At 69.0% G+C, this 22671-nt stretch carries 17 protein-coding genes; 6 read left to right on the forward strand and 11 right to left on the reverse strand.

Annotation, left to right across the window (positions count from 1 at the left end):
- Positions 1–34: 34 nt before the first annotated feature.
- Genes J7654_RS10595 through J7654_RS10610 form a run of 4 tightly spaced genes read right to left on the reverse strand, consistent with a single transcriptional unit; the run spans position 35 to position 3459 of the window.
- A complete protein-coding gene (locus J7654_RS10595; protein WP_209735879.1) occupies positions 35–610 on the reverse strand; it encodes a class I SAM-dependent methyltransferase in 576 nt (191 codons plus the stop codon).
- Positions 607–1323: a PIG-L deacetylase family protein gene (locus J7654_RS10600; RefSeq protein ID WP_209735881.1), complete on the reverse strand. Its 717-nt coding sequence runs from the start codon at positions 1321–1323 to the stop codon at positions 607–609. Before J7654_RS10600 ends, J7654_RS10595 begins: the two co-directional genes overlap by 4 nt.
- Positions 1320–2411 carry an acyl-CoA dehydrogenase family protein gene (locus tag J7654_RS10605; protein WP_209735883.1) on the reverse strand — a complete coding sequence of 364 codons (1092 nt, stop codon included), beginning with the start codon at positions 2409–2411 and terminating at the stop codon, positions 1320–1322. Before J7654_RS10605 ends, J7654_RS10600 begins: the two co-directional genes overlap by 4 nt.
- Positions 2401–3459 carry a glycosyltransferase family 2 protein gene (locus J7654_RS10610; protein WP_209735885.1) on the reverse strand — a complete coding sequence of 353 codons (1059 nt, stop codon included), beginning with the start codon at positions 3457–3459 and terminating at the stop codon, positions 2401–2403. The genes J7654_RS10605 and J7654_RS10610 overlap by 11 nt, the downstream gene beginning before the upstream one ends.
- A 609-nt stretch (positions 3460–4068) precedes the next feature.
- On the opposite strand from J7654_RS10610, the gene J7654_RS10615 reads away from it, so the two are divergent.
- Together J7654_RS10615 and J7654_RS10620 are read left to right on the forward strand one after the other, a co-directional pair.
- A complete protein-coding gene (locus tag J7654_RS10615) occupies positions 4069–4788 on the forward strand; it encodes a L,D-transpeptidase (protein ID WP_209735887.1) in 720 nt (239 codons plus the stop codon).
- Positions 4789–4927: 139 nt separating this feature from the next.
- On the forward strand, positions 4928–5182 hold the full coding sequence (locus J7654_RS10620) for a DUF2188 domain-containing protein (protein ID WP_209735889.1): 255 nt from the start codon (positions 4928–4930) through the stop codon (positions 5180–5182).
- A gap of 7 nt (positions 5183–5189) precedes the next feature.
- Here the strand turns inward: J7654_RS10620 and J7654_RS10625 are convergent, their stop codons facing one another.
- On the reverse strand, positions 5190–6947 hold the full coding sequence (locus J7654_RS10625; RefSeq protein WP_209735891.1) for a glycosyltransferase family 2 protein: 1758 nt from the start codon (positions 6945–6947) through the stop codon (positions 5190–5192).
- Positions 6948–7263: 316 nt separating this feature from the next.
- On the opposite strand from J7654_RS10625, the gene J7654_RS10630 reads away from it, so the two are divergent.
- Both J7654_RS10630 and J7654_RS10635 read left to right on the forward strand, forming a co-directional pair.
- Positions 7264–8031, forward strand: coding sequence for a transporter substrate-binding domain-containing protein (locus tag J7654_RS10630; RefSeq protein WP_245195462.1), 768 nt, complete (start codon positions 7264–7266; stop codon positions 8029–8031).
- 92 nt (positions 8032–8123) lie between these two features.
- A complete protein-coding gene (locus J7654_RS10635) occupies positions 8124–9794 on the forward strand; it encodes a lysine--tRNA ligase (protein ID WP_209735898.1) in 1671 nt (556 codons plus the stop codon).
- On the opposite strand, the gene J7654_RS10640 is transcribed toward J7654_RS10635, so the two are convergent.
- Entirely contained in the window at positions 9791–10537 is a 747-nt protein-coding gene (locus J7654_RS10640) for a hypothetical protein (protein WP_209735900.1), read from the reverse strand. The genes J7654_RS10635 and J7654_RS10640 overlap by 4 nt on opposite strands.
- A gap of 86 nt (positions 10538–10623) precedes the next feature.
- Positions 10624–11265, reverse strand: coding sequence for a S24 family peptidase (locus J7654_RS10645; protein ID WP_209735902.1), 642 nt, complete (start codon positions 11263–11265; stop codon positions 10624–10626).
- A gap of 201 nt (positions 11266–11466) precedes the next feature.
- Here J7654_RS10645 and J7654_RS10650 point away from each other — a divergent pair, with 201 nt between their 5' ends.
- Positions 11467–12537, forward strand: a complete 1071-nt coding sequence (locus tag J7654_RS10650) for a YihY/virulence factor BrkB family protein (protein WP_209735904.1) — start codon at positions 11467–11469, stop codon at positions 12535–12537.
- Between the two features lie 48 nt (positions 12538–12585).
- Here the strand turns inward: J7654_RS10650 and J7654_RS10655 are convergent, their stop codons facing one another.
- The 4 genes from J7654_RS10655 to J7654_RS10670 all read right to left on the reverse strand — a co-directional run bounded on the left by J7654_RS10655 (position 12586) and on the right by J7654_RS10670 (position 18530).
- Positions 12586–14790, reverse strand: coding sequence for an FAD-dependent oxidoreductase (locus J7654_RS10655; RefSeq protein ID WP_209735905.1), 2205 nt, complete (start codon positions 14788–14790; stop codon positions 12586–12588).
- A 12-nt stretch (positions 14791–14802) separates the two neighbouring features.
- Positions 14803–16011: an acetyl-CoA C-acetyltransferase gene (locus J7654_RS10660; RefSeq protein ID WP_209735906.1), complete on the reverse strand. Its 1209-nt coding sequence runs from the start codon at positions 16009–16011 to the stop codon at positions 14803–14805.
- 74 nt (positions 16012–16085) lie between these two features.
- Positions 16086–17879, reverse strand: coding sequence for an acyl-CoA dehydrogenase C-terminal domain-containing protein (locus J7654_RS10665; protein ID WP_209735908.1), 1794 nt, complete (start codon positions 17877–17879; stop codon positions 16086–16088).
- Positions 17880–18056: 177 nt separating this feature from the next.
- Positions 18057–18530, reverse strand: coding sequence for a MerR family transcriptional regulator (locus J7654_RS10670; protein ID WP_245195463.1), 474 nt, complete (start codon positions 18528–18530; stop codon positions 18057–18059).
- 325 nt (positions 18531–18855) lie between these two features.
- On the opposite strand from J7654_RS10670, the gene J7654_RS10675 reads away from it, so the two are divergent.
- A complete protein-coding gene (locus J7654_RS10675) occupies positions 18856–22668 on the forward strand; it encodes a peptidoglycan-binding protein (RefSeq protein ID WP_209735911.1) in 3813 nt (1270 codons plus the stop codon).
- Positions 22669–22671 lie beyond the last annotated feature (3 nt).

Consider the following 22671-nt stretch of genomic DNA (forward strand, 5'->3'; position numbering starts at 1 on the left):
TCGAAGAGGAACATTGGCGCTGGCGCTGCGCGCGTCAGCCGCGCCGCTTGACGAAGGCGGCCATATGGAAGCCCTTGCCACGCGCCTGCGCGGCGAGCCGGCCTTTGCGCGCCAGCGCCCTGATGCCGCGCTGCTGCGCTACCCAGGGCTTTTGCGCCGCGTCATCGAAATCGACGACATGATGCAGAAGCACGATGCGCCCGCCCGGCGCCGTGGCGTGAAGGATCGCCCGGATGGCGGCGTGCGCTTGCCGGGCCGGTAGGTAATAGAGAAGCTCGGACACCACCACGAGGTCGAAGGGCCCGCGCGGCATCTGCGCCGGAAGCAGGGCTTGGCGCAGGGTCACACGCGGATTGCCCGCGAGACGCCGGCGCGCCTCGGCCAGTGCGCTCCCGGAGGCATCCACCCCCAGCACCCGCAGGCTTCGTTTGGCCAGAACCTTGGTCGTCTCGCCATTGGCGCAGGCAAGTTCCAGCGTGCGCCCGTGAAGGCTCGGCCCGCAGGCGCGCAGAAGCATTCGCCGCTTGTGCGCTTCGAAGGGCGAGGCAGCATAGTTCCAGGGATCGGGATCGCGCGCGAACTTCGCCTCGAACCCGTGAGCGTCGATCATCTTGCGCCGCATGGCCGCCAATAGACTTCGTCTCCCGCCGTCAGGCGCAGGATCGTGGCTTCGGAAAGGACGAAGGCCTCGGGATCGTCCGTGATGAGCCCGCCCAGTTGCGAGATGTGAGCGGCGACGGCCTCGCGCTTGGCCTGCCGTACGCCCCCGATCGGAAAAGCGATTCGCGCCATTTCCCCCGGCGCGGGATGGTCCGCCTCGACGCCGAGTTCATCCAGCCAGATGGCATATTCGAGGATGGCGCAGGGTGCCGCGAGCGTTGAAACGGCTTCCATCGCAAGACGCCAGGAATCGCGATGGTCGCGATGCGGGTCGCGACGCCAAGGCAACAGCGCAAGGCCAGGGGCGAACTGCGTGACAATCGCCGCCAGATCTCGCGCGGCGGCGGCCCGTTCGGGCGTGCCGGTGGCCGGCATGTCGGCATCGCGCAGGTGAAGGAAGCTGGCGTCCTCGTGGCCGAGGCCGAGGCGGGCCAGCGCTTCGCGGGCTTCCCCCGCGCGCTGTGCGGCCAGCCGCTCGCGGCTCCAGCTTGCGGAATGGGGGTGCGAGGCGCCGCCGTCGGTGATGAAGACGGTGTGAACGCGCCGCCCCGCCTGCGCGGCCAGGGCCATGAGGCCACCGCAGCCGAGGGCTTCGTCGTCGGGATGGGGAGCGATGACGAGGACGGGGCCGCTCGTGTCGGCCAGCGGATCGAACGCGCTCATGCAAGGCCGAGGCCTCGGCCCGGAGTCCACGCGCCGGTGGTGACGGCGGCCGCGAACTCGGTGGCCGCACCATCGGGGTTCGGCTGGCGAAGATAGGTGCGCAGATCGCGCGAGAGCCGCTCCAGGGGATGGGGGGCGATCAGCCCGGCCGCGCCCACGCCGCGCTCGGCCTCTTCCAGTATGTCGAGCCCCGCGCGCTCCACCGCGCCGCGCGCGCCTTCCACCACCGCCTTCAGATGCTCGCCCGCCTGCGCGTCGCTTGCCGCCTGCGCCGCTTCCCAGGCCTCGCCCGCGCGCGCCAGCCACAGATAGGCCGTCTCGACCGCGCATCCCATGCGGGCCAGCCGATGCGCCTGGTGCGGATCGCCGGCCCGGCCGGTGCGGGAGAGGTGATCGACAGCGGCATCGAACACGGCGTGCATTCCACCCGCCTGCACGGCCAGAAACCGTACCGCGCCGCCGGTGAAGAAGGGCTGGGTGATGTAGTCATCCGGCGCGCCGAGCCACCATTCCGGCCGGATTTCGAGCCCGCTCATGTCCACGATATGGCTGCCCGAGGCCCGCATACCCAGCGGGCGCCACCATGCGCGGTCCACCGGCAGCCCGGCCAGCGGCACGAGCAGCATTTGCCGGCCCCCGGCCACCGGCACGGTGACGATGGCTTGCGAGAGCCCGTCCACGCCCGATGCGAACGCCTTCTTCCCGGTCAGCCGCCCCGCCTCCACGCGCAGCGGGTCGGCCGGCAGGTCCGTGTTCCAGACGCCGAGAATGCCGCCTTCGTCCGCCGTCGCATGGGCCCGCTCCCGCTGCTCGTCCGTGCCGAAGCTGTCGATCAGGAAAAGCGCGTTGACATGCCCCTCGAAGATGCGTCCGGTGCTCAGGTCGCCCCGGCCCACCGTTGCCAGAAGGGCAAGGAGCGCCGCCATCTCGCCGGGGCCGGAAGGGGGATCGGCAAGCGCGCCGCAGGCATTCAGTTCATCGAAAGCCTCGCGCGGGAAGGCGCCGTCCGCGTCGCGCGCCGGCGCATGGAGGGCGATGGTATGGCGAAGACGGGCGAGGCGCTCGGCGCGGGTCGGTTCATGCCGCATCGGCCGATCCCTTCAATATCGCAAGATACTCCCGCACCGCCATGCAGGCGATCTCGACCAGCACGGTCGGGGGGGCGTCCGGTTCGTCCGGCGCGAGCCGCTCGACAAGGGCAGCGGCGGGCAAGCCCTCGGGCGCACCCCCCAGATCCAAGAGCGGAGGCCGGGCGGCGCCCGGAGGCAGGGCCGCGAGGGCACGCAAGGCCGAGCGCCTGCGAAACCGGGCCACGACGGCCTCCGGCGCCTCGACGAGGATCGGCTCGCCCTGCGCCTCGGCGCGCATCCACGCCTTCAGGCAGTCCGCCATGCCGCCGGGCGCGCGGCCGGAAAGGCGCGCCGAAACGGTGACGTTGACGCCCGGCGGATGGGCCAGCAGAAAGCCCGCCGCGCGAGCCTTGGAGACGAAGGCGAGGTCCTCGCGAAAGGGCAGGGGATCAAGCCCCCCGAGCGTGCGGTAGACATCCACCCGTACGGCGAGGCTTGCTCCCGTATGGTCGCGATGGCGCGGCCAGGGGTCATGAGGCAGGGGGTCGAGCAGCGAGGCCAACTCGTCGCACAACTCGTCATACATGGCGTGGGCGCGTGCCCGGCGCAGAAAGGCGGGGCCAAGCCGCGCTTCCTCTTGCTGATCCCCGGAAATGCGCCCGCCCACCAGATCGACGCCGTTGGCGATGCTTGCCAGCGTGGCGCTTACCCAGTCGTCTGCCGGCACGGCATCCGCGTCAGTGGTCAGGATCACCCCGCCGGAACGGTCGGCCACGAGGTCGGCTGCCATCTCCATCGCCAGCCTGCGGGCCGTTCCCACATGGGCGACGGCATCGGGAAGCGCGACTTCGGCAAGGATGAGCTGGATGCCGGGGCAAGCGTTCGCGGCGGCCTGCGCCGCCTCTCGCGAACGGTCCGTGCAATTGTTCAGGACGACCACGACCTGAAGCGAACCGGGCGCACCGCCCCACGCCACCTGCCGGCCGAGCGCGCGGATTAACGGTGGCAAGCGCGCTTCCTCGTTGCGGGCGGGCACGGCCACCACGGGCACGAGGTCGTGCCTCATCGGAAAAGCCTTTTCTCGCCTTGCCGGATCTTTGCTCGAACGGGGCCCATCCGCCTTTCTCCTCGCTTCGGCCTGTGAACGTCGGAAGATAGCGCCGCGATCCACCGTCTTGAGGGACCTTGCCGCGATTTGCATGACCGCCCACGAGAAGGGCGAATCGGGCACGGCGCCACCCTCGGAACGATGGTCTCACCCGCGACTCCCAAGAAAATGGCCCGGCCAAGGCAGCCGGGCCGCGGAGAAGTATTTCAGGATATCTGTCGAACCATCAGAAGACGAAGATCATCAGCAAGATGATGATCGGAATGGGGATGCCGATGAGCCAGAGCAGTCCACCTTTAAGCATTGATCTCTCCTTCTCGCAGTCGCTTGAAGGACGAACGGCAAGGCTGCACAGAGGTTCCATCGCCGCGTCTCGCATCGGCCGTTGCTGATGACGAAGGCGTGTTCGGAGCGATTTATTAAGATCGCAGGGTTAACACCGAAATCAGTGGAAAGGGTTGTTGTTGCCCTTTTGCATCGAGGCGTTGCGTTTTTGCCCGCTGCCCTGAAAGGGGCCGTTTGTTTGGCGAAGGCCGCCGCAACGATTCCCATCGGTTGGACAGTGCCATGACACATAAAGATGCTACTCGCCTCAGCCGCCGCGCTTTCGTGGCCGGCCTGCCGCTCGCGCTGGGCGCCTGCGTGCAGACGGGAAATCCGGGTATTGCGCCCGAGCCGCCCCGCAGGCGTATCGCTCCAGCCTATCTGGCCATGTATGCGGCGATCAACGACGAGCCGCATCCGGTTCCGGCCATCGACCTGACCAAGGTGGACGACCGCTATTTCCGGCAGATCGTGGCTTTCGCCGGGCCTGAGCAGCCCGGCTCGATCGTCGTCGATCCGCAGCGCCGGTTTCTTTATCTCGTGCAGGAGAACGGTGAGGCGCTGCGCTATGGCTGCGGCGTGGGACGCGCGGGCTTCGACTATCAGGGCGAGGCGACGGTGGCGCGCAAGGCTGCATGGCCCCGCTGGACGCCGACGCCGAACATGATCCGCCTCGACCCGGAGCGCAACCTGCCCTACCGGAACGGCATGGAGGGCGGGCCGACCAATCCGCTCGGCGCGCGTGCGCTCTACCTCTACCGCAACGGGCGGGACACGCTCTACCGCATCCACGGAACGCATCAGCCCTGGAGCATCGGCCGTTCAGTTTCCAGCGGCTGCGTGCGCATGTTCAACCACGACATCATCGACCTGCACCGTCGTGTTCCGACCGGCACGCGCGTGATGGTGCTGCCGCACGGTTCGGCGGACAGGACCGCCGGCGGCAGCGGCCCCGTCGCCTGAGGCGGAGAGGGACGTTCGGAACGAGAAGGAGCCCGCCATGCGGGCTCTCTTCGTTTTCGAAGAGCCGTCCCGCGTCTTGCCGGAACCCACCCTCCTGCGCCGCCGTTTCCGGGCGGAAGCGGCTTGAAAGGAGCGGGAGATGTCCGAACTGAAGTATGAAGTGGTCGAGCATGACGGCGGCTGGGCCTACAAGGTCGGCGGCGTCTTTTCCGAGACCTTCCCCGATCACGACACCGCGCTCGGCGCCGCGCGGGACGCAGCCGAGCGGCAGGGCCTTGCGGGCGAGACGGAAGGCATCGCCTTCCAGGACGAAAAGGGCCGCTGGCACGAGGAGGTCGCGCGGGGCGATGATCGCCCGATGACGGAGATCGTGGACGGCTCTGAGCCGCACTGACGATCGCTCATTCCGCGCGAGCGTCCCCCGCCTCGTTATGGGGCGTCTTTTCCCAGCCGGAGGGATTCGTCACAAGATGCGTGACGGCTCGCAGGCAGGCGAGGCTCAGCAACAGCCAGTAGGCCCAGAGCGTCCAGAGGCCGGGCAACAGCGTGCGCCTTTCCTGCCGGGTCACGACGCTGGCGGCGAGCAGGCCGAAGACCGCCAGGGCGGCGCAGATATTGAACAGGTCGAGGATCGCCCATCCGCCCAGGCCGAGAAAAGCCGGGTGCCCGGCAAGGAGCGCCGCGACCTCGACCAGCACGGCGCCGACGAAGATGGTGTGCATCACGCCGCCGCCCACCATGCTCAGGAACAGCAGTTGGAAGGTGGCGAACCGCCTGGGGCCCAATTCCTGCCAAAGCCGGACAGGCTGGCGCATATGGACGAGCCATGTCTGGCACCACCCCTTGATCCAGCGGGTTCGCTGGTTGCGCCAGTCGCGCCAGCGCAGCGGCGCGATCTCGCTCGTCGGCGCGTGGATCGTGCCGGTGTGGAAGCCCCGGCGGGATAGGCGGATGCCGAGATCGGCATCCTCGGCCACGTTGTGGCTGTCCCATGCGCCCACCGCCTCCAGCGCCTGACGGCGGAAATGGTTGGACGTGCCGCCGAGGGGGATCGGCAGGCCCCGCCGCGCGAGATAGGGGTGCGTGGCGCGGAAGAGCACGGCATATTCCAGGGCGAACAGGCGCGCGAACCACCCGTCGGCGCCGTTGCGGATCACCAGCGGGGCCTGAAGGCAGGCAAGCTCCGGCGGGCTTGCGCAGAAGACGTACCAGGCTTCCAGCAACTGGTCGGGATCCGGCCTGTCCTCGGCATCGTAGAGAACGACGTAGTCGCCGCGCGCAAGGGGCAGGGCATGGTTCAGCGCCTTGGGCTTGGTCCTTGGCCCGCCCGCTGGAACACGCACCAGCTCGAACCCAGCCCGCCCGCTCATGGCCCGTTCCACCGCCGCGATGGTAGTCGCGTCGTCCGCTTCGCAGATCAGCTTCACGTCGAGGCGCGAGGCGGGCCAGTTCAGCGCGGCGAGCGAGCGCACGAGCGGCTCGGCCATCTCTTCCTCCTGATACAGCGCCACGAGCACCGTGTAGATCGGCATGGGGCCGACCGGCAGGGAAAGGGTTTCGTCGCGCAAGCGCTCATCGGCCTGCCGCCGCCGCCGCTCGCGCGGCCGGTCGATAAGGATGTGCAGGCGAAACAGCGTCCATGCCGCGAAGAACAGGCCGAGCGCCGCGTGGCTCAGCGCCCAGAGCCCGTAGCCGAACCGCATTGCCGAAAACAGGAGGACGCATAGAAGAATGCCGCCGAAAAAGGCCTGGCCGGCGCTGAGCGTGCTGCGCGCCGAGAGGGTGGGGCTGGCGGTCGAAAGCCTGTCCACCGCCTCGCGCAGCCGCTGCGCCTCGCTGGCCTGCGCGCCATGGGCGCGGATGTCGGCGAGCGTCGCGACGAAGAGATGCTCCGGGCGGGAACGCCGCTCGCGCAGGCGGCCGGCCAGTGCGTCAAGCCCGTCCAGCGGTGGAGCGAGGAAGACGCGCGGACGCAATTGCGCCGTGCAGGTCTTCACGAAACGCTGGCGCGGGTGAGCGGCCCGCATGTCGAGAATGGTGTCGTCCGGCCCCGGCCGGCCGCGCGGAAGGCCGAGCACGCGCGCCACGGCGTCGGCGAGGCGCTCCTCGCTCGTCAGGCCGCCGGCCAGAAGCTCGGCGGACAGGTCGCTCCCGTTCATCCGACCCCGTTCGCGTGCGACCGCCACCTCGTGCGCCGGAAGGTCCAGCGCCCGCAGCACCGCCGCAAGGGCGCCTTCGGCCGGTTCCCGCTTTGCATGGCCCGGCGTGCGATCGTAAGGAAAGGAGGCCGCCTCGGCTTTCGGCGCGGACGAGGGCGGAACGCGATACAAGAGGGTTCTCCGTACGGGGAACTTCATCTTTGGCGAGAAAACGATGCGGAAAAAGAAACTGCTGCGAGAAACCCTCCTGGCTCTTTGGGCAGGTCTTCTCCTTTGGGTTGCATTCTTCTGGCCCGGTGGCGCTTCCGCGCAGCCCGTGGCCACGCCGAACTTCATCGACCAGCGCCAGGCGGGGCCGCGTCCTGTTCTGCCGACTGCGTCCCGTATCCGGTTCCTGACGAGCCTCGACTATCCGCCGTTCAACTTTCTCGATGCGCGGGGCCGTCTCACCGGCTTCCATGTCGAGCTGGCGCAACTGCTCTGCGACGAACTGGGGCTGATGGAGGTCTGCCAGATCGAAGCCCGGCCGTTCGACGAGCTTCTGCCCGCGCTGGAGGCCGGGGAGGGCGACGCGATCCTCGCCGGCCTTGCCATCACGTCCGACAGCCGCCGGCGTGTGGCCTTCACCGAATCCTTCTTCCGCTACCCGGCCCGTTTCGTGACCCGCGCCGACGCGCCGCTCGGCGCGGCCCTTCAGGCGGGCCTGCCGGCCGCGCGCATCGGCGTCGTCTCGGGCGCCGCGCACGAGGCGATGCTTGGCGCGTTCTTCCCGCGCGCCGAACGCGTCGGCTTCGCCAATCGCGAGGAGGCGCTGGAAGCGCTGAAAGGCGGGGAGATCGCCGCCGTCTTCGGCGACGGGGTGGGGCTGTCCTTCTGGCTCGCCGGAGAGGCGGCGGACGATTGCTGCGCCTTTTCGGGCGGGCCCTACTTCTCGGACGTCTTTCTGGGGGAGGGGCTGGCCGTGGCCGTGCGCCAAGACGACATCGCCCTCGCGCGGGCCTTCGACTACGCGCTGGCGCGCATCGTGGAAGAGCGGCGTTTCTCCGAGCTTCTCCTGCGCTACTTCCCGGTCAGCGCGTTCTGACGCCCCGTGTTGACGGGGACGGCCGGGTTTCCTAGACCCGCCGCAAGCGCGCGGGACCGCGCCTCCTGCCACGAGAAGCGGAACGAAAAGCCATGGCCGAAGCGTCGAGCGCGCGGACCGAAGCGCCGAGCCTGATCGAGGAGGCGACACGCTCGGCCGCCTGGCCGTTCGAGGAAGCGCGCAAGATTCTCGAACGCGGCAAGGGCGCCCCGGGAGGCGAGGTGCTGTTCGAGACCGGCTACGGCCCTTCAGGCCTGCCCCATATCGGCACCTTCGGCGAGGTGGCGCGCACCTCCATGGTGCGCCATGCCTTCCGCGTGCTGACGGCCGATGCCGTGCCCACGCGCCTCATCTGCTTTTCCGACGACATGGACGGGCTGCGCAAGGTGCCGGAGAACGTGCCGAACCGCGAGATGATGGCCGCCTTCATCGGCAAGCCCCTGAGCCGCGTGCCGGACCCGTTCTCCAACGAGTATCCCTCCTTCGGCGCGGCCAACAATGCACGCCTGCGCGCGTTCCTGGACCGCTTCGGCTTCGAGTACGAATTCGCCTCGGCGACCGACTACTACACATCCGGCCGCTTCGACGAGACGCTCCTGAAGATGCTGGCAGTCTACGACGAGGTGATGGAGATCATCCTGCCCACGCTCGGGCCGGATCGCCGCGCCACCTACTCGCCCTTCCTGCCGATCTGCCCTCGCACGGGCGTCGTTCTCCAGGTGCCCATGGTGGAGCGGGACGTTGCGGGCGGGCGCATCGCCTATGACGACCCGCAGACGGGCGAGCGCGTGTGGACGAGCGTCACCGGCGGCGCGGTGAAGTGCCAGTGGAAGGCGGACTGGGCGCTGCGCTGGGCCGCTCTCGGCGTGGATTACGAGATGGCCGGGAAGGACCTGATCGACAGCGTCACCCTCTCCTCGAAGATCTGCAAGGCGCTGGGCGCCGAGCCGCCGGCGGGCTTCAACTATGAGCTCTTCCTCGACGAGAAGGGGCAGAAGATCTCCAAGTCGAAGGGCAACGGGCTGACCATCGACGACTGGCTGACCTACGCCTCGCCCGAAAGCCTGTCCCTCTACATGTTCGGCAAGCCGCGCGCGGCCAAGAAGCTGCATTTCGACGTCATCCCCAAGGCTGTGGACGACTATTATTCCTTCGTCTCCGCCTATGGCCGGCAGGACGAGCGGCAGCGCCTGCAGAATCCGGTCTGGCACATCCATGGGGGCGAGCCGCCGCAAAGCCCCGTCTCGGTGCCTTTCGCCATGTTGCTGAACCTCGTCTCGGCCTCCAACGCCTCCAACAAGGAGACGCTCTGGGGCTTCATCTCGCGCTACGCCCCCGGCGTGACGGCGCAGAGCGAGCCGGAGCTCGACCGGCTCGTGGGCTACGCGCTGGCTTACTTCGAGGATTTCGTGCGCCCCTCCAAGCGCTTCCGCGCGCCCGACGAGGTGGAGCGCCGGGCCCTGGAGGAGCTCGACGCCAAGCTGGCCGGCCTGCCGCAAGGGGCCGACGCGGGCATGATCCAGGACGCGGTCCTGGATGTCGCCCGCCCGATCCCGCGCTATCAGGACGAGAAGAAGAAGGGGCCGGACGGCGGCCCCGGCGTTTCGGTGGAGTGGTTCTCCGCCCTCTACCAGATCCTCATCGGCCAGGAGCGCGGACCCCGCTTCGGCTCCTTCGTCGCGCTCTACGGCATTGAGGAGACCCGCGCCCTGATCCGCGAGGCGCTGGAGGGCCGGCTGGCAAGCCCGGCGGCCGGGAGCTAGAGCCCTCCGGCCGCCCAGAGGCCGCGTCCCGCTTCCCGCGCGCGAGCCTCGGCCTCCTCGTAGCGGCTGCCGGGCTGGGCCTCGGCCCAGCCATTGGCCACCACCCATTCGCCCACATCCTCTTCGCCCGCCAGGCAAGGCGCGGAGGCGCCGGCGGCAAGGGTTTCCGGCAGTGCGCAAAGCACCGGCTGGCGCGCCAGATAGGCCCTCAGCGCCTCGCGCGCCTCAGCGCCGCAGGCGGAGCCGTCCCGGCAGAGGGCATCGGCGGGCAGCGGCACCACGCCGCTCAGCGACACCGGCTGCTCGTCCAGAAGCAGCGTGCCGGAATCGGCAGCGCCCGGCGCGCGAAAGAGCCTGAACTGCGGCGGCCCGGACGGCGCGGCCTCCCGCGGCAGCGGCAGATCCTCTGGAGGGGGTGAATCGCTCGTTCCGCCCGGCGCGGGGGCCTGCGTCTCGGCCGGTGCGTCGGCTTCGGGCGGTTGCACGCTTCGCCCGGCCCCTTCGCGCAGGCGCTGAAGATGAAGCTGGCCGGGCGTCGGCGCGGGCGCCTCGGCCTGCGCGGTCTGCGTGCCGGCCGGCACCTCCGCGTCCTGCGGCGCCGGCGCTTCCACGGGAGGGGCCGAGGGGGCAGGGGCCTCCAGCCGCGCGCTGCCGGCCAGCAGCGCAGGGCTTTCGGGAAGGGCGAGAAGGCCGAGGCCGATCACCGCCGCAAGGCCCGCGCCGATCTTCAGGGATTGCTTCAAGGTCTCCATCTCACCTGCCTCGCCGACATGGGATCACGCCCAGTCCCATGCCATGGAAGATGATGCGCGGACAGCGTCGGGAAAGGCTATTGGCTGGCCCAGAGGATGCGGGCGATCCACTCGATCTCCTCCACCGCGAACTGCCGGTCGGGATAATCGGGATTGACGGAGGCCAGCTCGATGGTGCGTGCGGTGCGGCGCTGGAGCACCTTTACCATCACTTCGCCATCGCGCGTGCGCGCGACCACCCGGTCGCCCCGCCGCACCGGCGCGCCGGGCGCGACGATCACGGTGTCGCCGTCGCGGTAGAGCGGCATCATCGACTGGCCGGACACCTCCAGCGCATAAACCGGCTCGTTCGTGCCGGGGGGCAGCTCGATCTCGTCCCACCCCTGTCCGGCGGGAAAGCCGGCATCGTCGAAGAAACCGTTCGAGCCGGCCTCCGCGAAGCCGAGCAGCGGCACCGTGCGGCCGCCTTGCAGGAGGCGAGGGTCGGGCGGGGGCGCGACGAGGTCGGTGAAGCTCTCCAGCCGCGTTCCCGTCGCGTCCAGAATCTTCGAAAGCGATTCGGTGGAGGGCCAGCGCGCCCGCCCGTCCGCCGCCAGCCGCTTCGATTTGTTGAAGGTGGTGGGATCGAGCCCCGCGCGCCGCGCCAGCCCCGACGGCGAAAGGCCGTGGCGGGCCGCCAGGGCGTCTATCGCGCTCCAGATCCGCTCATGCGACAGCATCGGCCTTGGCCTTCCCGATGCGCGAGGCCCATCGCTCGGGCTGCGCTCCTGCACGAAAACTCTAGAGGAATATAAACCTTGTCGCAAGCAGCCACTGGCGTGGCGGAACTTCGGCGTTAATGTGGCATTGGATCGTGGGGGGCACTGGATCGGGTGTGTTTTCCCACGTCTGTTCGAGCGTCCACGCAGAGGAAGTCCCTCATGGCGGATAAAAGTCTCCGCTTCACCCCCTCCACGACCGACGAGATGCGCCGGCGCGCCAGCGAGCCGGGCAGGGGGCGGGATGCGGCCGGGCCGTTCGATATTCCTCCCGCCGGCTGGAAGGACATCGCCGCGAGGCTCTACGTCTCCTTCTTCGAGGATCGCATCATGCTGATCGCGGCAGGGGCGACCTTCTATCTGCTTCTGGCCCTTTTCCCGACTTTTGCGGTCTTCGTCTCCGCCTATGGCTACGTGGCGGACCCCAACACCATTGCGGACCACATCGCCTTCATCGGCCAGTTCCTGCCGCAGGCGGGGACCGACCTCCTGACGGCGCAGCTCGAGACGCTGATATCCCAGGACCCGGCATCCCTCTCCCTGACCTTCGTCACGGGCCTGCTCTTTGCCATGTGGAGCGCGAACAACGGGGTGAAGACGCTGTTCGAGGCGATGAACGTCGCCTATGGCGAGCAGGAGGATCGCAGCTTCATCAAGCTGAACGCGGTCGCCTTCTGCTTCACCATCGGCGGCATCCTGCTGGCCACGGTCATGCTCGTCGCGGTTGGCATCATCCCCGCGGTCATGGCGCTTGTCGGCGCGCAGAGCTTCACCGATGAGCTGGTCCTCCTGGGGCGCTGGCCGGCGGCGTTTGCCTTCATCGTGCTCGCCATCGCGCTGATCTACCGCTTCGGCCCGAGCCGCACCCGCGCGCAATGGCGCTGGGTGATGCTGGGGGCGGTGCTGACCGCCGCCGTCTGGCTCGTCGCCTCCATCGGGTTCTCCTGGTATCTCCAGAACTTCGCCAATTACGGCGCGATGTACGGCTCGCTCGGTGCGGTCATCGGCTTCATGATGTGGGTCTGGATCTCGTCGATGATCTTCATCGTCGGGGCCGAGATCAACGCCGAGATGGAGCACCAGACCGCGCGTGACACGACGAAGGCGGGCGACCGGCCGCTGGGCGCGCGCGGCGCGCGCGTGGCCGATACGATCGGCCAGTCCACCGCCAAGGTCCACGAGCCGACCCCCGAGAAGCGCAGCTTCATCAAGCGCAAGCGGCGCCGGCTCTGAAAAAAGGGCCGGTGGATCGCTCCACCGGCCCTTTGACGTCGGTCCGCCTCAGGCCGCCTGCGCGGTCTTCGGGGCGAAGCGCTTGTAGAAGCTGTCTCCGCTCGCGGCCATTTCGCGCAGGAGCGGCGTGGGGGCGAAGCGCTCGCCGTAGCGGGCTTCCAGCGCCTCGCACATCGCCACGAAGGCCTTGGCGCCCATGCCGTCGATATAGGAGATGGTGCCCCCGGTATAAGGCGCGTAGCCGAAGCCGAGGATCGAGCCGACATCGGCCTCGCGCGGGTCCACCACCACACCTTCCTCCATCGTGCGGGCCGCCTCCAGCGCCATGGTCACGAGGAAGCGCTGCTGCAACTCCGCGTAATCCACCTCTTCGGCCTTCTTCTGCGGGAAGAGGGCCTTGAGGCCGGACCAGAGATGCTTCCTGGCGGGCTTTTCAGGATAGTCGTAGAACCCCTTGCCGCCCTTGCGCCCGATCCGGCCTTCCTCGACCAGCCGGTTCACGAGCTGGAAGTGCTGCGGGTTCACCGCGGCCTCTCCCTCGTCGGCGATGGTCGCCTTCATGATCTTCTGGGAGAGGTCGATGGCGACCTCGTCGTTGAGCGCCAGCGGGCCGACCGGCATGCCGGCCGCCCGCGCGGCGTTCTCGATCATCGGGGCAGGCACGCCCTCCACGAGCATGTCGTAGGCTTCCGAGATGTAGCGCAGCACGCAGCGGTTGGCGAAGAAGCCGCGCGTGTCGTTGACGACGATCGGCGTTTTCCGGATCGCGCGCACGAAATCGAGCGCGGTCGCCAGCGCCTCGTCGCCCGTCTCCTCGCCGAGGATCACCTCCGTCAGCATCATCCGATCGACGGGTGAAAAGAAGTGAATGCCGATGAAGCGCTTCGTATCGGGGAAGCTGCCGGCAAGGCTGGTGATCGGGATGGTGGAGGTGTTGGAAGCGAAGATCGCGCCTTCCTTCATCGCCGCCGCCGCGCGCGCGATGACGTCCGCCTTGACCTTGCGGTCCTCGAACACCGCTTCCACCACCAGATCGACGTCGGACAGCGCCGAATAGTCGGGCGTGGCGGTGATCTTGGCCAGAAGCGCCTCCGCATCCTCCTTCGTCGCGCGGCCCTTCTTGACGAGGCCCTCCATCAGCGTCCGGGAATGCGCGCGGCCCTTGTCGGCCGCCTCCTGGTCGCGGTCGATGAGGACCACGTCGAGCCCGGCCCTGGCAGAGACATAGGCGATGCCCGCCCCCATGAAGCCCGCGCCGATGACGGCGACCTTCCCGAGCCTGGCCGCGGGCACGCCGGCGGGGCGCCGCGCGCCCTTGTTCAGCTCCTGCATCGAGACGAAGAGCGAGCGGATCATCATCGCGGCTTCGGTGGTCTGGAGCACGTGGGCGAAATAGCGCTGCTCGATCTTCAGCGCCGTGTCCATCGGCACGAGAAGCCCCTCATAGACGCATTTCACGATGGCGCGCGCGCCAGGGTAATTGTCGTAGGTCTCCTTGCGGTAGAGCGAGGCCACCGCCGGCCAGACCTGCGCGCCCGCCGCCGAGTAGACCGGCCCGGACGGCAGCTTGAAGCCCTTCTCGTCCCACGGCTTCACCGGCTTGAGGCCCGCCTTCAGCATCTCCCTGGCCTTGGCCACCAGCTCGTCCTCGCCGGCCACCACCTCGTCGATCAGCTTCATGCGCTTGGCCTTGTCGGCCGTGAGCGTCTGCCCCTGGAGCAGCATCTGAAGCGCGCTTTGCGTGTCGGCCATGCGCGGCACGCGCTGCGTGCCCCCGGCGCCGGGGAAGATGCCGACCTTCACCTCCGGCAGGCCCATCTTGGCGTCCTTGGCCGCCACGCGCCCGTGGCACGCCAGCGCCAGCTCGAAGCCACCGCCCATGCAGGTGCCGTTGATGGCCGCGACATAGGGCTTGCCCGAGGTTTCGAGCTTGCGCCAGATGCGCCCCATCTCGCCGCAGCGCTCGAACAGCTCGGCCACGGCGGCCTCGCGGTTCTCCGCGAGCTTGGCCTCGTAGGCGTCGAACATGCCGCGCAGCATCTTGAGGTCGGCGCCGCCGGTGAAGGAGCCCTTCTTGCCGGAGGTGATGACGACGCCCTTGACCGCCTCGTCGGCCGTCAGTTCGTCCACGAAGGCGTCGATCTCGCGCAGCACCTCCTCGGTGAACACGTTCATCGAGCGGTCGCTCATGTCCCAGGTGACGACGGCGATCCCGTCCTCGTCCCGCGAGAGCGTGAAGTTCCTGTAAGCCATCCGTCTTCTCCCTCAGACGCGTTCGATGATCGTCGCCGTGCCCATGCCCGCTCCGATGCAGAGCGTGACGAGGGCCGTGGTCTTGTTCTGCCGCTCCAGCTCGTCCAGCACCGTGCCGAGGATCATCGCCCCCGTGGCGCCCAGCGGATGGCCCATGGCGATGGCGCCGCCATTGACGTTCATCTGGTCCGGATCGATCTCGAAGGCCTGAAGATAGCGAAGGACGACCGCCGCGAAGGCCTCGTTCAGTTCGAACAGGTCGATATCGGAAAGCTGCATCCCGGCGCGCTTCAGGAGTTTCTCCGTCACGTCCACCGGGCCGGTCAGCATCAAAGCGGGGTCCGAGCCGATATTGGCGAAGGCGCGGATGCGCGCGCGCGGCTTGGCGCCGAGGATCGCGCCGCCTTCCCGGGAGCCCAGGAGCACGGCGCCCGCGCCGTCCACGATGCCGGACGAATTGCCGGCGTGATGGACGTGGTTCACCGCTTCAAGCTCGGGATGGGCCTGGATGCCCACCGCGTCATAGCCGCCCATCTCGCCATGCATGGCGAAGGAGGCGTTGAGCGAGCCCAGCGACTGCATGTCGGTGGCAGGGCGCATGTGCTCGTCGCGGTCGAGGATGGTGAGGCCGTTCTGGTCCTTCACCGGCACGACCGAGCGGGCGAACCGGCCTTCTTCCCAGCTTTTGGCGGCGCGCTTCTGGCTTTCCACCGCATAGGCGTCCACGTCGTCGCGCGAGAAGCCGTATTTCGTGGCGATGAGGTCGGCCGAGACGCCCTGCGGCATGAAATAGGAGGGGATGCCGACCGAGGGGTCCATGATCCACGCGCCGCCGGACATGCCCATGCCCACGCGCGACATGGATTCCACGCCGCCCGCGATGACGAGGTCGTCCGCCCCTTGCGCGATCTTGGCCGCCCCCAGATTGATGGCGTCGAGGCCCGACGCGCAGAAGCGCGAAATCTGGATGCCGGGCGCGGAGAAGGCGTATCCGGCCTCGAAGGCCGAGGCGCGCGGGATGACGGAGCCCGCTTCGCCCACCGGATCGACGCAGCCGAAGATGATGTCGTCCACCCGTGCCGTGTCGATCCCGTTGCGTGCCCGAAGCGCCTCCAGAACCTTGGCGCCGAGGCGCACGGCGGGCACCTCGTGGAGCGAGCCGTCCTTCTTGCCGCGACCGCGCGGCGTGCGAACGTGGTCGTAGATATAGGCCTCGGCCATGTTTCTCTCCCTTTGATGTCGTCGCATATGAGGTGGCCGGGCGCTCTCTCAAGGGCGCGCCCGGCCCGTCCGCCTCAGAAGGCCTCGGCGTCCAGCGCCATCATCGAATCGGCGCCCGAGGAGATGCGGGCCAGATGCGCCGCCGTCTCCGGCATCAGGCGCTCCATGAAGAATTTGCCCGTCACGAGCTTGGCCTTGAGGAACGCCTCGTCGCCGTCTCCGGCCGCCAGCTTCTCCTGCGCGGCCTTCACCGAAAGGCCCCACATGTAGCCGAGCGCGACGAGGCCGAAGAGGTGCATGTAGTCGTTGGAAGCCGCGCCCGCATGGTCGGGCTTGGCCATGGCGTTCTGCATCAGCCACATGGTGGCCTGCTGGAGGTCGTTCAGGCCCTTCTTGATCCCCTTGGTGTAGGGGGCCAGCGCCTCGTCGGAGCGGTTCTCCTCGGCGAACTTGCCGACCTCGGCGAAGAAGGCCTGGATGGCGCGCCCGCCATTGAGGCCGAGCTTGCGGCCCACGAGATCGAGCGCCTGGATGCCGTTCGCGCCCTCGTAGATCTGCGCGATGCGCGCGTCGCGCACGAACTGCTCCATGCCCCATTCGGCGATGTAGCCGTGGCCGCCATAGACCTGCTGCGCCATCACCGCGTTCTCGAAGCCCTTGTCGGTCAGAACGCCCTTGATGACCGGCGTGAGCAGGCCCATCCAGTCGTCCGCCGCCTGCCGCGCCGCCTCGTCCTCGGCCAGATGCGACAGGTCGCCCTTCAGCGCCGTGTAGAGAACGAGCGCCCGGCCCGCCTCGTTGACCGCGCGCATCGTCATCAGCATCCGGCGGATATCCGGATGGACGATAAGGGGATCGGCCGCCTTGTCCCTGGCCTTGGGCCCGGAGAGGGCGCGGCCCTGGAGGCGGTCCTTGGCGTAGGTCACGGCGTTCTGGTAAGCGATCTCGGAGATGGCCAGACCCTGGATGCCGACACCGAGCCGCGCCTCGTTCATCATCGTGAACATGGCGCGAAGGCCCTTGTGCGCCTCGCCGATGAGGTAGCCCGTCGCCTCGTCGTAGTTCATGACGCAGGTGGCGTTGCCGTGGATGCCCATCTTCTCCTCGATGGCGCCGCAGCTCACGCCGTTGCGCCCGCCCGCCTCGCCGGCATCGTCCGGCAGGAATTTCGGCACGATGAAGAGCGAGATGCCCTTGGTGCCCTCCGGCGCCCCGTCGATGCGCGCCAGCACCAGATGGATGATGTTGTCGGAGAGGTCGTGCTCGCCCGCCGAGATGAAGATCTTCTGGCCCGATATCCTGTAGCTGCCGTCCGCCTGCGGGGTGGCGCGGGTGCGCAGGAGTCCGAGATCCGTGCCGCAATGCGGCTCGGTGAGGTTCATCGTGCCGGTCCACGAACCCTCGATCATCCGCGGCAGATAGGCCTCCTTCTGCTCGGGCGAGCCGTGCTGCTGGATGGCCGCGATGGCCCCGCGGGTCAGCCCCGGATACATGGCGAAGGCCATGTTCGCCGAGGACATGAACTCGTTGACCGAAGCCGCCAGCACATGCGGAAGACCCTGTCCGCCATAGGCCGGATCGGCCGAAAGCCCGCCCCAGCCCGCCTCTCGGAACTGGTCGTAGGCCGCCTTGAAGCCCTGCGGGGTGGCCACGGAGCCGTCCTCGGCCCGCTTGCAACCCTCGCGATCGCCGATCTGGTTGAGCGGGTGGAACACCTCGGAGGCGAACTTGCCGCCCTCGCCGAGGATCGCCTCCACCACATCCGCCGAGGCATCCGAGAAGCCGGGCAGGTTGTCGTAGCGCGCGATCCGCAGAAGATCGTTCAGAACGAAGAGCGTGTCGGCGACGGGGGCTTGATAGACCGGCATGGGACTTCCTCCTCCGAACGGGCATGCGCCCGGTCGATTGACGTTTGCGTAAACGTAATTCTGCCGACAGATACCAACCGGCCGTCTTGCGCGCAAGGCGCAAGACGGCCGTGGACCATATCGGAGCCGGGAGCCGGGAGCCGGGAGCCGGGAGCCGGGGAGGGCTGAGAGGGGCGCTCAGCCCTTGCGCTTGGACAGCTCGCGCTTCACCAGCGCCAGCGAGGTCTCCATGGCCTTGAGCGATTGTTCGATCTCGCGCTTTTGTTCGAGCAGGATGGTCTGCTGCTCCTCGAAGCGTTCCAGCGCCACCTGGAGCTGGCGCCGGGGGCCGTCCGGCTGGTCGTAGATCTCGATCATCTGCTTGGCTTCGGTGAGCGAGAAGCCCAGAAGCTTGGCAAGCAGGATCAGCCGCAGGCGCATCCTGTCGCGCCGCGTGTAGAGGCGCGTCGTGCCCTGCCTCTGCGGGTTCAGAAGGCCGCGATCCTCATAGAAGCGCAGGCTGCGCAACGTCATGTCGAATTCACGGGCCAGATCGCCGATCTTGAAGATCTCCTTCTCGTGATCGGCGTCGGTCCGGATGCCGAGAAGGCGATCGATCTCGCTGATGAGGTCGTCCCTGTCGGTTCGCTGGGCAACGGTGGCTTGCTTCATGGGGTATCCGCGCATTTCAAACGGCCGGGGGAAGTCCTCGCAGTTCCAGACCGATTCGCCCCTAGAGTACCGAGGCTCTTCGAGCAGATCATTTAGCTATCTCTAGACTGGTGCAAGGCTGGTGCCTGTCAAATCCAGCCTCGGTCCCGGTTCCCTTTCTAGAACGTAAACAAGCCACGGCCGGATTAAGGCTTCGTAATCCTTCTTCCGGCCGGCCAGGAAGGGCGCGCTCCGGCGCCGCGCCGCCGTTCGAGGGAAACGTATGACCGCACGCGACAGGAATTCCCGGACCGAGGCAGTCGACCGTTCATCCGACGGCGATTCCATGTCGTCGTTGACCCGGACCCTGGAAGATCTGGAAGCGCGTCTGGGACGCCTCTCGCATGTGCACCCTGATACGGTGGAAGCGCGCGGTGGCTCCGATGTTCCCGAGACGCTGAGCGCCGTGCCGGAGACGCCCGGCGCGCCGGCCGCCGAGCGCCTGCGCAAGATGATCGAGCAGCGCATCGCCGCCTCCCGTTCCGGGCTCGAGGCTTCCTCCGGCATCGCCATCGACGCCGCCGCCCCGCCCCAGGCGCCGGGCGCGAAGAAACCGCGTCGGCGCAAGGCGTCCTCGCCCGCGCTCGACCGCCGCTTCGGCACCATCGCCGGCGAGGTGGAGCAGCTCCAGCTCCAGGGCCAGACGCTCCAGCTCATCAGCGGCGTGGCCGAGGAGCTTCAGGTTCTCAAGGCCGAGATCCGGCAGACCATGAGCGGTCGCGACGAGGCCGGTTTCGAGGCGCTGCGCACCTCCTTCGAGGAATTGCGGGCGCTCGTCGGCTCGCAGGGGCAGGGCGGACCGCAGGCGGGCGAGATCGCCTCTATCCTCGACCGCCTGTCCGCCATGCAGGCCGAGAGCGTCGACCGCGACGCCCTCGACCAGCTTCGGGGGGAGATCGACCGCGTCTCGCATCTCGTCGGCGAGATGGCGCGCCAGGATACGGTGGCCGCCGTCAACAAGCGCTGGGACGAGTTCGAGGCCCGGCTGTCGAAGCATGTGGAGCTGGACGGCGCGGCCAAGCGCGACCTCAATGCCGAGCTGGAACGGCTGCGCCTCTCCGTCGGCGCCCTGGCGAGCGAGGAGCAGATCCGCGCGGTGGAAAGCCGCTGGGTCGAGTTCGAATCGCGTTATCTGGATACTGTGCGCGGAGAGACGCAGGAGCATTTCACCCGCCTTCTGAAGGACGAGCTGGACACGCTGCGCGAGCGCATCGACGCGCTTGGCGCGGTGGGCGGGCCGGACGGCGCGCGCATGGACGCGCTCTCCGGGCGTATGGACGAGGCGCTCGGCCGCCTCTCCGGGCGGCTCGAGCAGATCGAGGAGGCGCTGGTCGCGCTGCCCGACATCTTCGGGATCGAGCGGCTGGAAGGGCGCATCCGCGCGCTCGGCGAAGGCATCGAGGCGCTCGCGGCGCGGGTGGACGATGCCGATCTCGAGCATTTCGTGATCCTGGAAGAGCGGCTGGACGAGATTTCCGAAGCGCTGGTGGCCTCCGCGACGCGGGGCGAGGCCGCCTTCGACATGGCGCCGATCGAGCGGATCGAGGCGCGGGTGGCCGATCTGGCCGCCCGCCTCGAGAAGCAGGCCGCGCAGGATGCGCCGGAGGGACTGGCCGAGCGAGTCGCCGAACTCTCCGCCCGCATCGAAGCTATGAGCGCCGAGCCGCGCATGGATGCCGTCGAGGCGCATATGCGGGCCTTTTCGGCGCGGATCGAGACGGCGATCGCGCAGATCGAGCAACCGACCGGGACGAACGAGGCGTTCGAGGCGCGCCTGTCCGCGCTCTCGGACAGGCTGGAGGAGGCCGCCGCCGCGCGCGTGGACGACGAGGTCGTGCGCTCGCTGGAAGCGCAGATCGGGCGGCTGGCCGAACAATTGTCGCAGAGCCTGCCCCTTTCCGGCGCATCCGAGGCCGACCCGGCGCTCGGCCAGCGCCTGGCCGCCATCGAGGAGCGCCTCGAGGCGGGCCGCGCCGATGTGATGACCGCCGCGCGGGCCGCCGCCGACGAGGCGGTGCGCCAGATGCGCGAGGACGGCGCGCGCCGCGAGGGCGAGCACGTGCTCAGCCTTTCGGAGGATCTTCGCAGCCTGGAGGCCCTTTGCCGCCAGACCGACGACCGTTCCATCCAGGTCTTCGAAGCCGTCCATGCGACGCTTCTGAAGATCGTCGAGCGGCTGACGACCATCGAGAAGGAGATGGCGGGCGGCGGCGCTGCCCCCCAGCCGGCTCCCGCCGCCGCGCCCGTCGTGGCGGCGCCCACGCGCGTCAGCGAGCCGGAGCCCGTTCTCGACACGGCGTCGGTCGCGCTCGACGCGCCCTTCGTGCGGGCCAGCGCGCCGGCGGACGAGGCACCCGGCGAGGCGCGCGGGCTCAGGGCGGCGATCGCCCGGCACTTCGGCGGGCGAGGCACGGCAAGCGCGGCGCCCAACCCGGCCGACCGCCTGCGCGCGGACAAGGCGCAGGCCGGCGATGCGGAGGCGCCCGCGCGCGCCGAGCTGGCCGATACGCCCTCGATCGACGCCGCCGACAGCATCTTCTCGCGCGAGGCCAACCGCCCGCTGGAGCCCGGTTCCGGCGCGCCCGACATCGCTTCCCTCCTGGAACGCGTACGCCAGCAGCAGAGCGGAAAGGGCGATGCCGAGCCGGTGGCCAAGGCGGACTTCATCGCCGCCGCCCGCAAGGCGGCGCTTGCCGCAGCGGCCGAGGCCGAGACGCTGAGCAGCGCGCCCGGCGAGGAGGGCCCCGCCCCCAAGGGCACGGGCCGGCACCGCAAGCCGATCCTCATGGCCGTCGGCGCGGTCCTGCTGGCGCTGATGGCCATGCCGCTCGGGCGCAGCTTCCTGGAGGAACGGGTGGCGCAGGCACCTGCGGACGACATCGTGGTGTCCGCCGTTCCCTCGCTCCCCCAGCCGGCCGAGCCCGCCACCTCCGAGCCGGCCTCCGCCTCCGAGACGCAATCCTCGGTCGTCTCCGCCACGCAGCCGGAACCCGTGCCGCAGGCCGAACCGGCCGCACCCCCGGTTGCCGAGGCTCCGGCGGTGCTGCCGGCCTCCGCGCCGGAGGAGGGGGCGTCCGGGTCCGCGACGCCCGCCGTCGAACTGGCGGAGGAGCGGCTGGACCCCGCCGCGCAGACCCAGCCCGCGAACGCCGAGGCAGCGACCGCCGAGGCGCCGGGCGCCCCGGATGCGTCGCTCCTGCTCGCGGCTTTGGAAAAGCTTCCCGGATCGGCGCGGGGCGACCTGCCGGCCGCGCCTTCGGCCATCGGCACCACGCCCCTGGTGGCCGCTGCCGAAGGGGGAGACCCGCGCGCGATCTTCGAGATTGGACTGCGCCTTCTGGAGGGCCGCACGGGAACGCCGCGTCCGGCCGAGGCGCTGGACTGGTTCGCCCATTCGGCCGCCCTCGGCTTCGCGCCGGCGCAGTACAGCCTCGGCACGCTGTTCGAAAAAGGCAACGGCGTGGACCGCAACGCCACGGCGGCGAGGGACTGGTACACGCTGGCCGCCGAGGCGGGCAATGTGCGCGCCATGCATAATCTCGCGGTGCTCTACGCCACGGGTATAGACGGTCGTTCGGAGCCGGAGACGGCGGCCAGATGGTTCGTCGAGGCGGCCGAGCGGGGCATGCGCGACAGCCAGTACAATCTGGGCATTCTCCATGCGCGCGGCGCGGGCGTGGCGCAGGATCTCGGCCAGTCCTACAAATGGTTCCAGATCGTCGGCCGGGCCGGTGACGCGGATGCGCTTGCCAAGGCCCAGGAAGTGGCCAAAGCGCTGAACGGCGAGGAGCTGGCCGCGCTCGACGAGGAGATCGCGGCCTGGACGCCGACCGAGCGGGTGGAGGCGGCGAACGCCGTGGACATCCCGTCCGAATGGGCCGGCGAGCCGCAGACGACCGCCTCGGTCGACATGACGCGGGCGATCCGCAACGTCCAGGCGATCCTCGCCAAGCTCGGCTACGACGCCGGGGTTCCGGACGGGATCGTCGGAGAGCGGACGACGCAGGCCGTGCGCGCTTTCCAGAAGGACAACGGAATGCCCGAGAGCGGCGAGATCGACGAGGCGCTGATCCGCGAGCTTCTCGAGCGCAACGTCTGACAC

Origin of the sequence: Aureimonas populi, assembly GCF_017815515.1 — a bacterium.
In the GTDB taxonomy this organism is placed as follows: Bacteria; Pseudomonadota; Alphaproteobacteria; order Rhizobiales; family Rhizobiaceae; genus Aureimonas; species Aureimonas populi.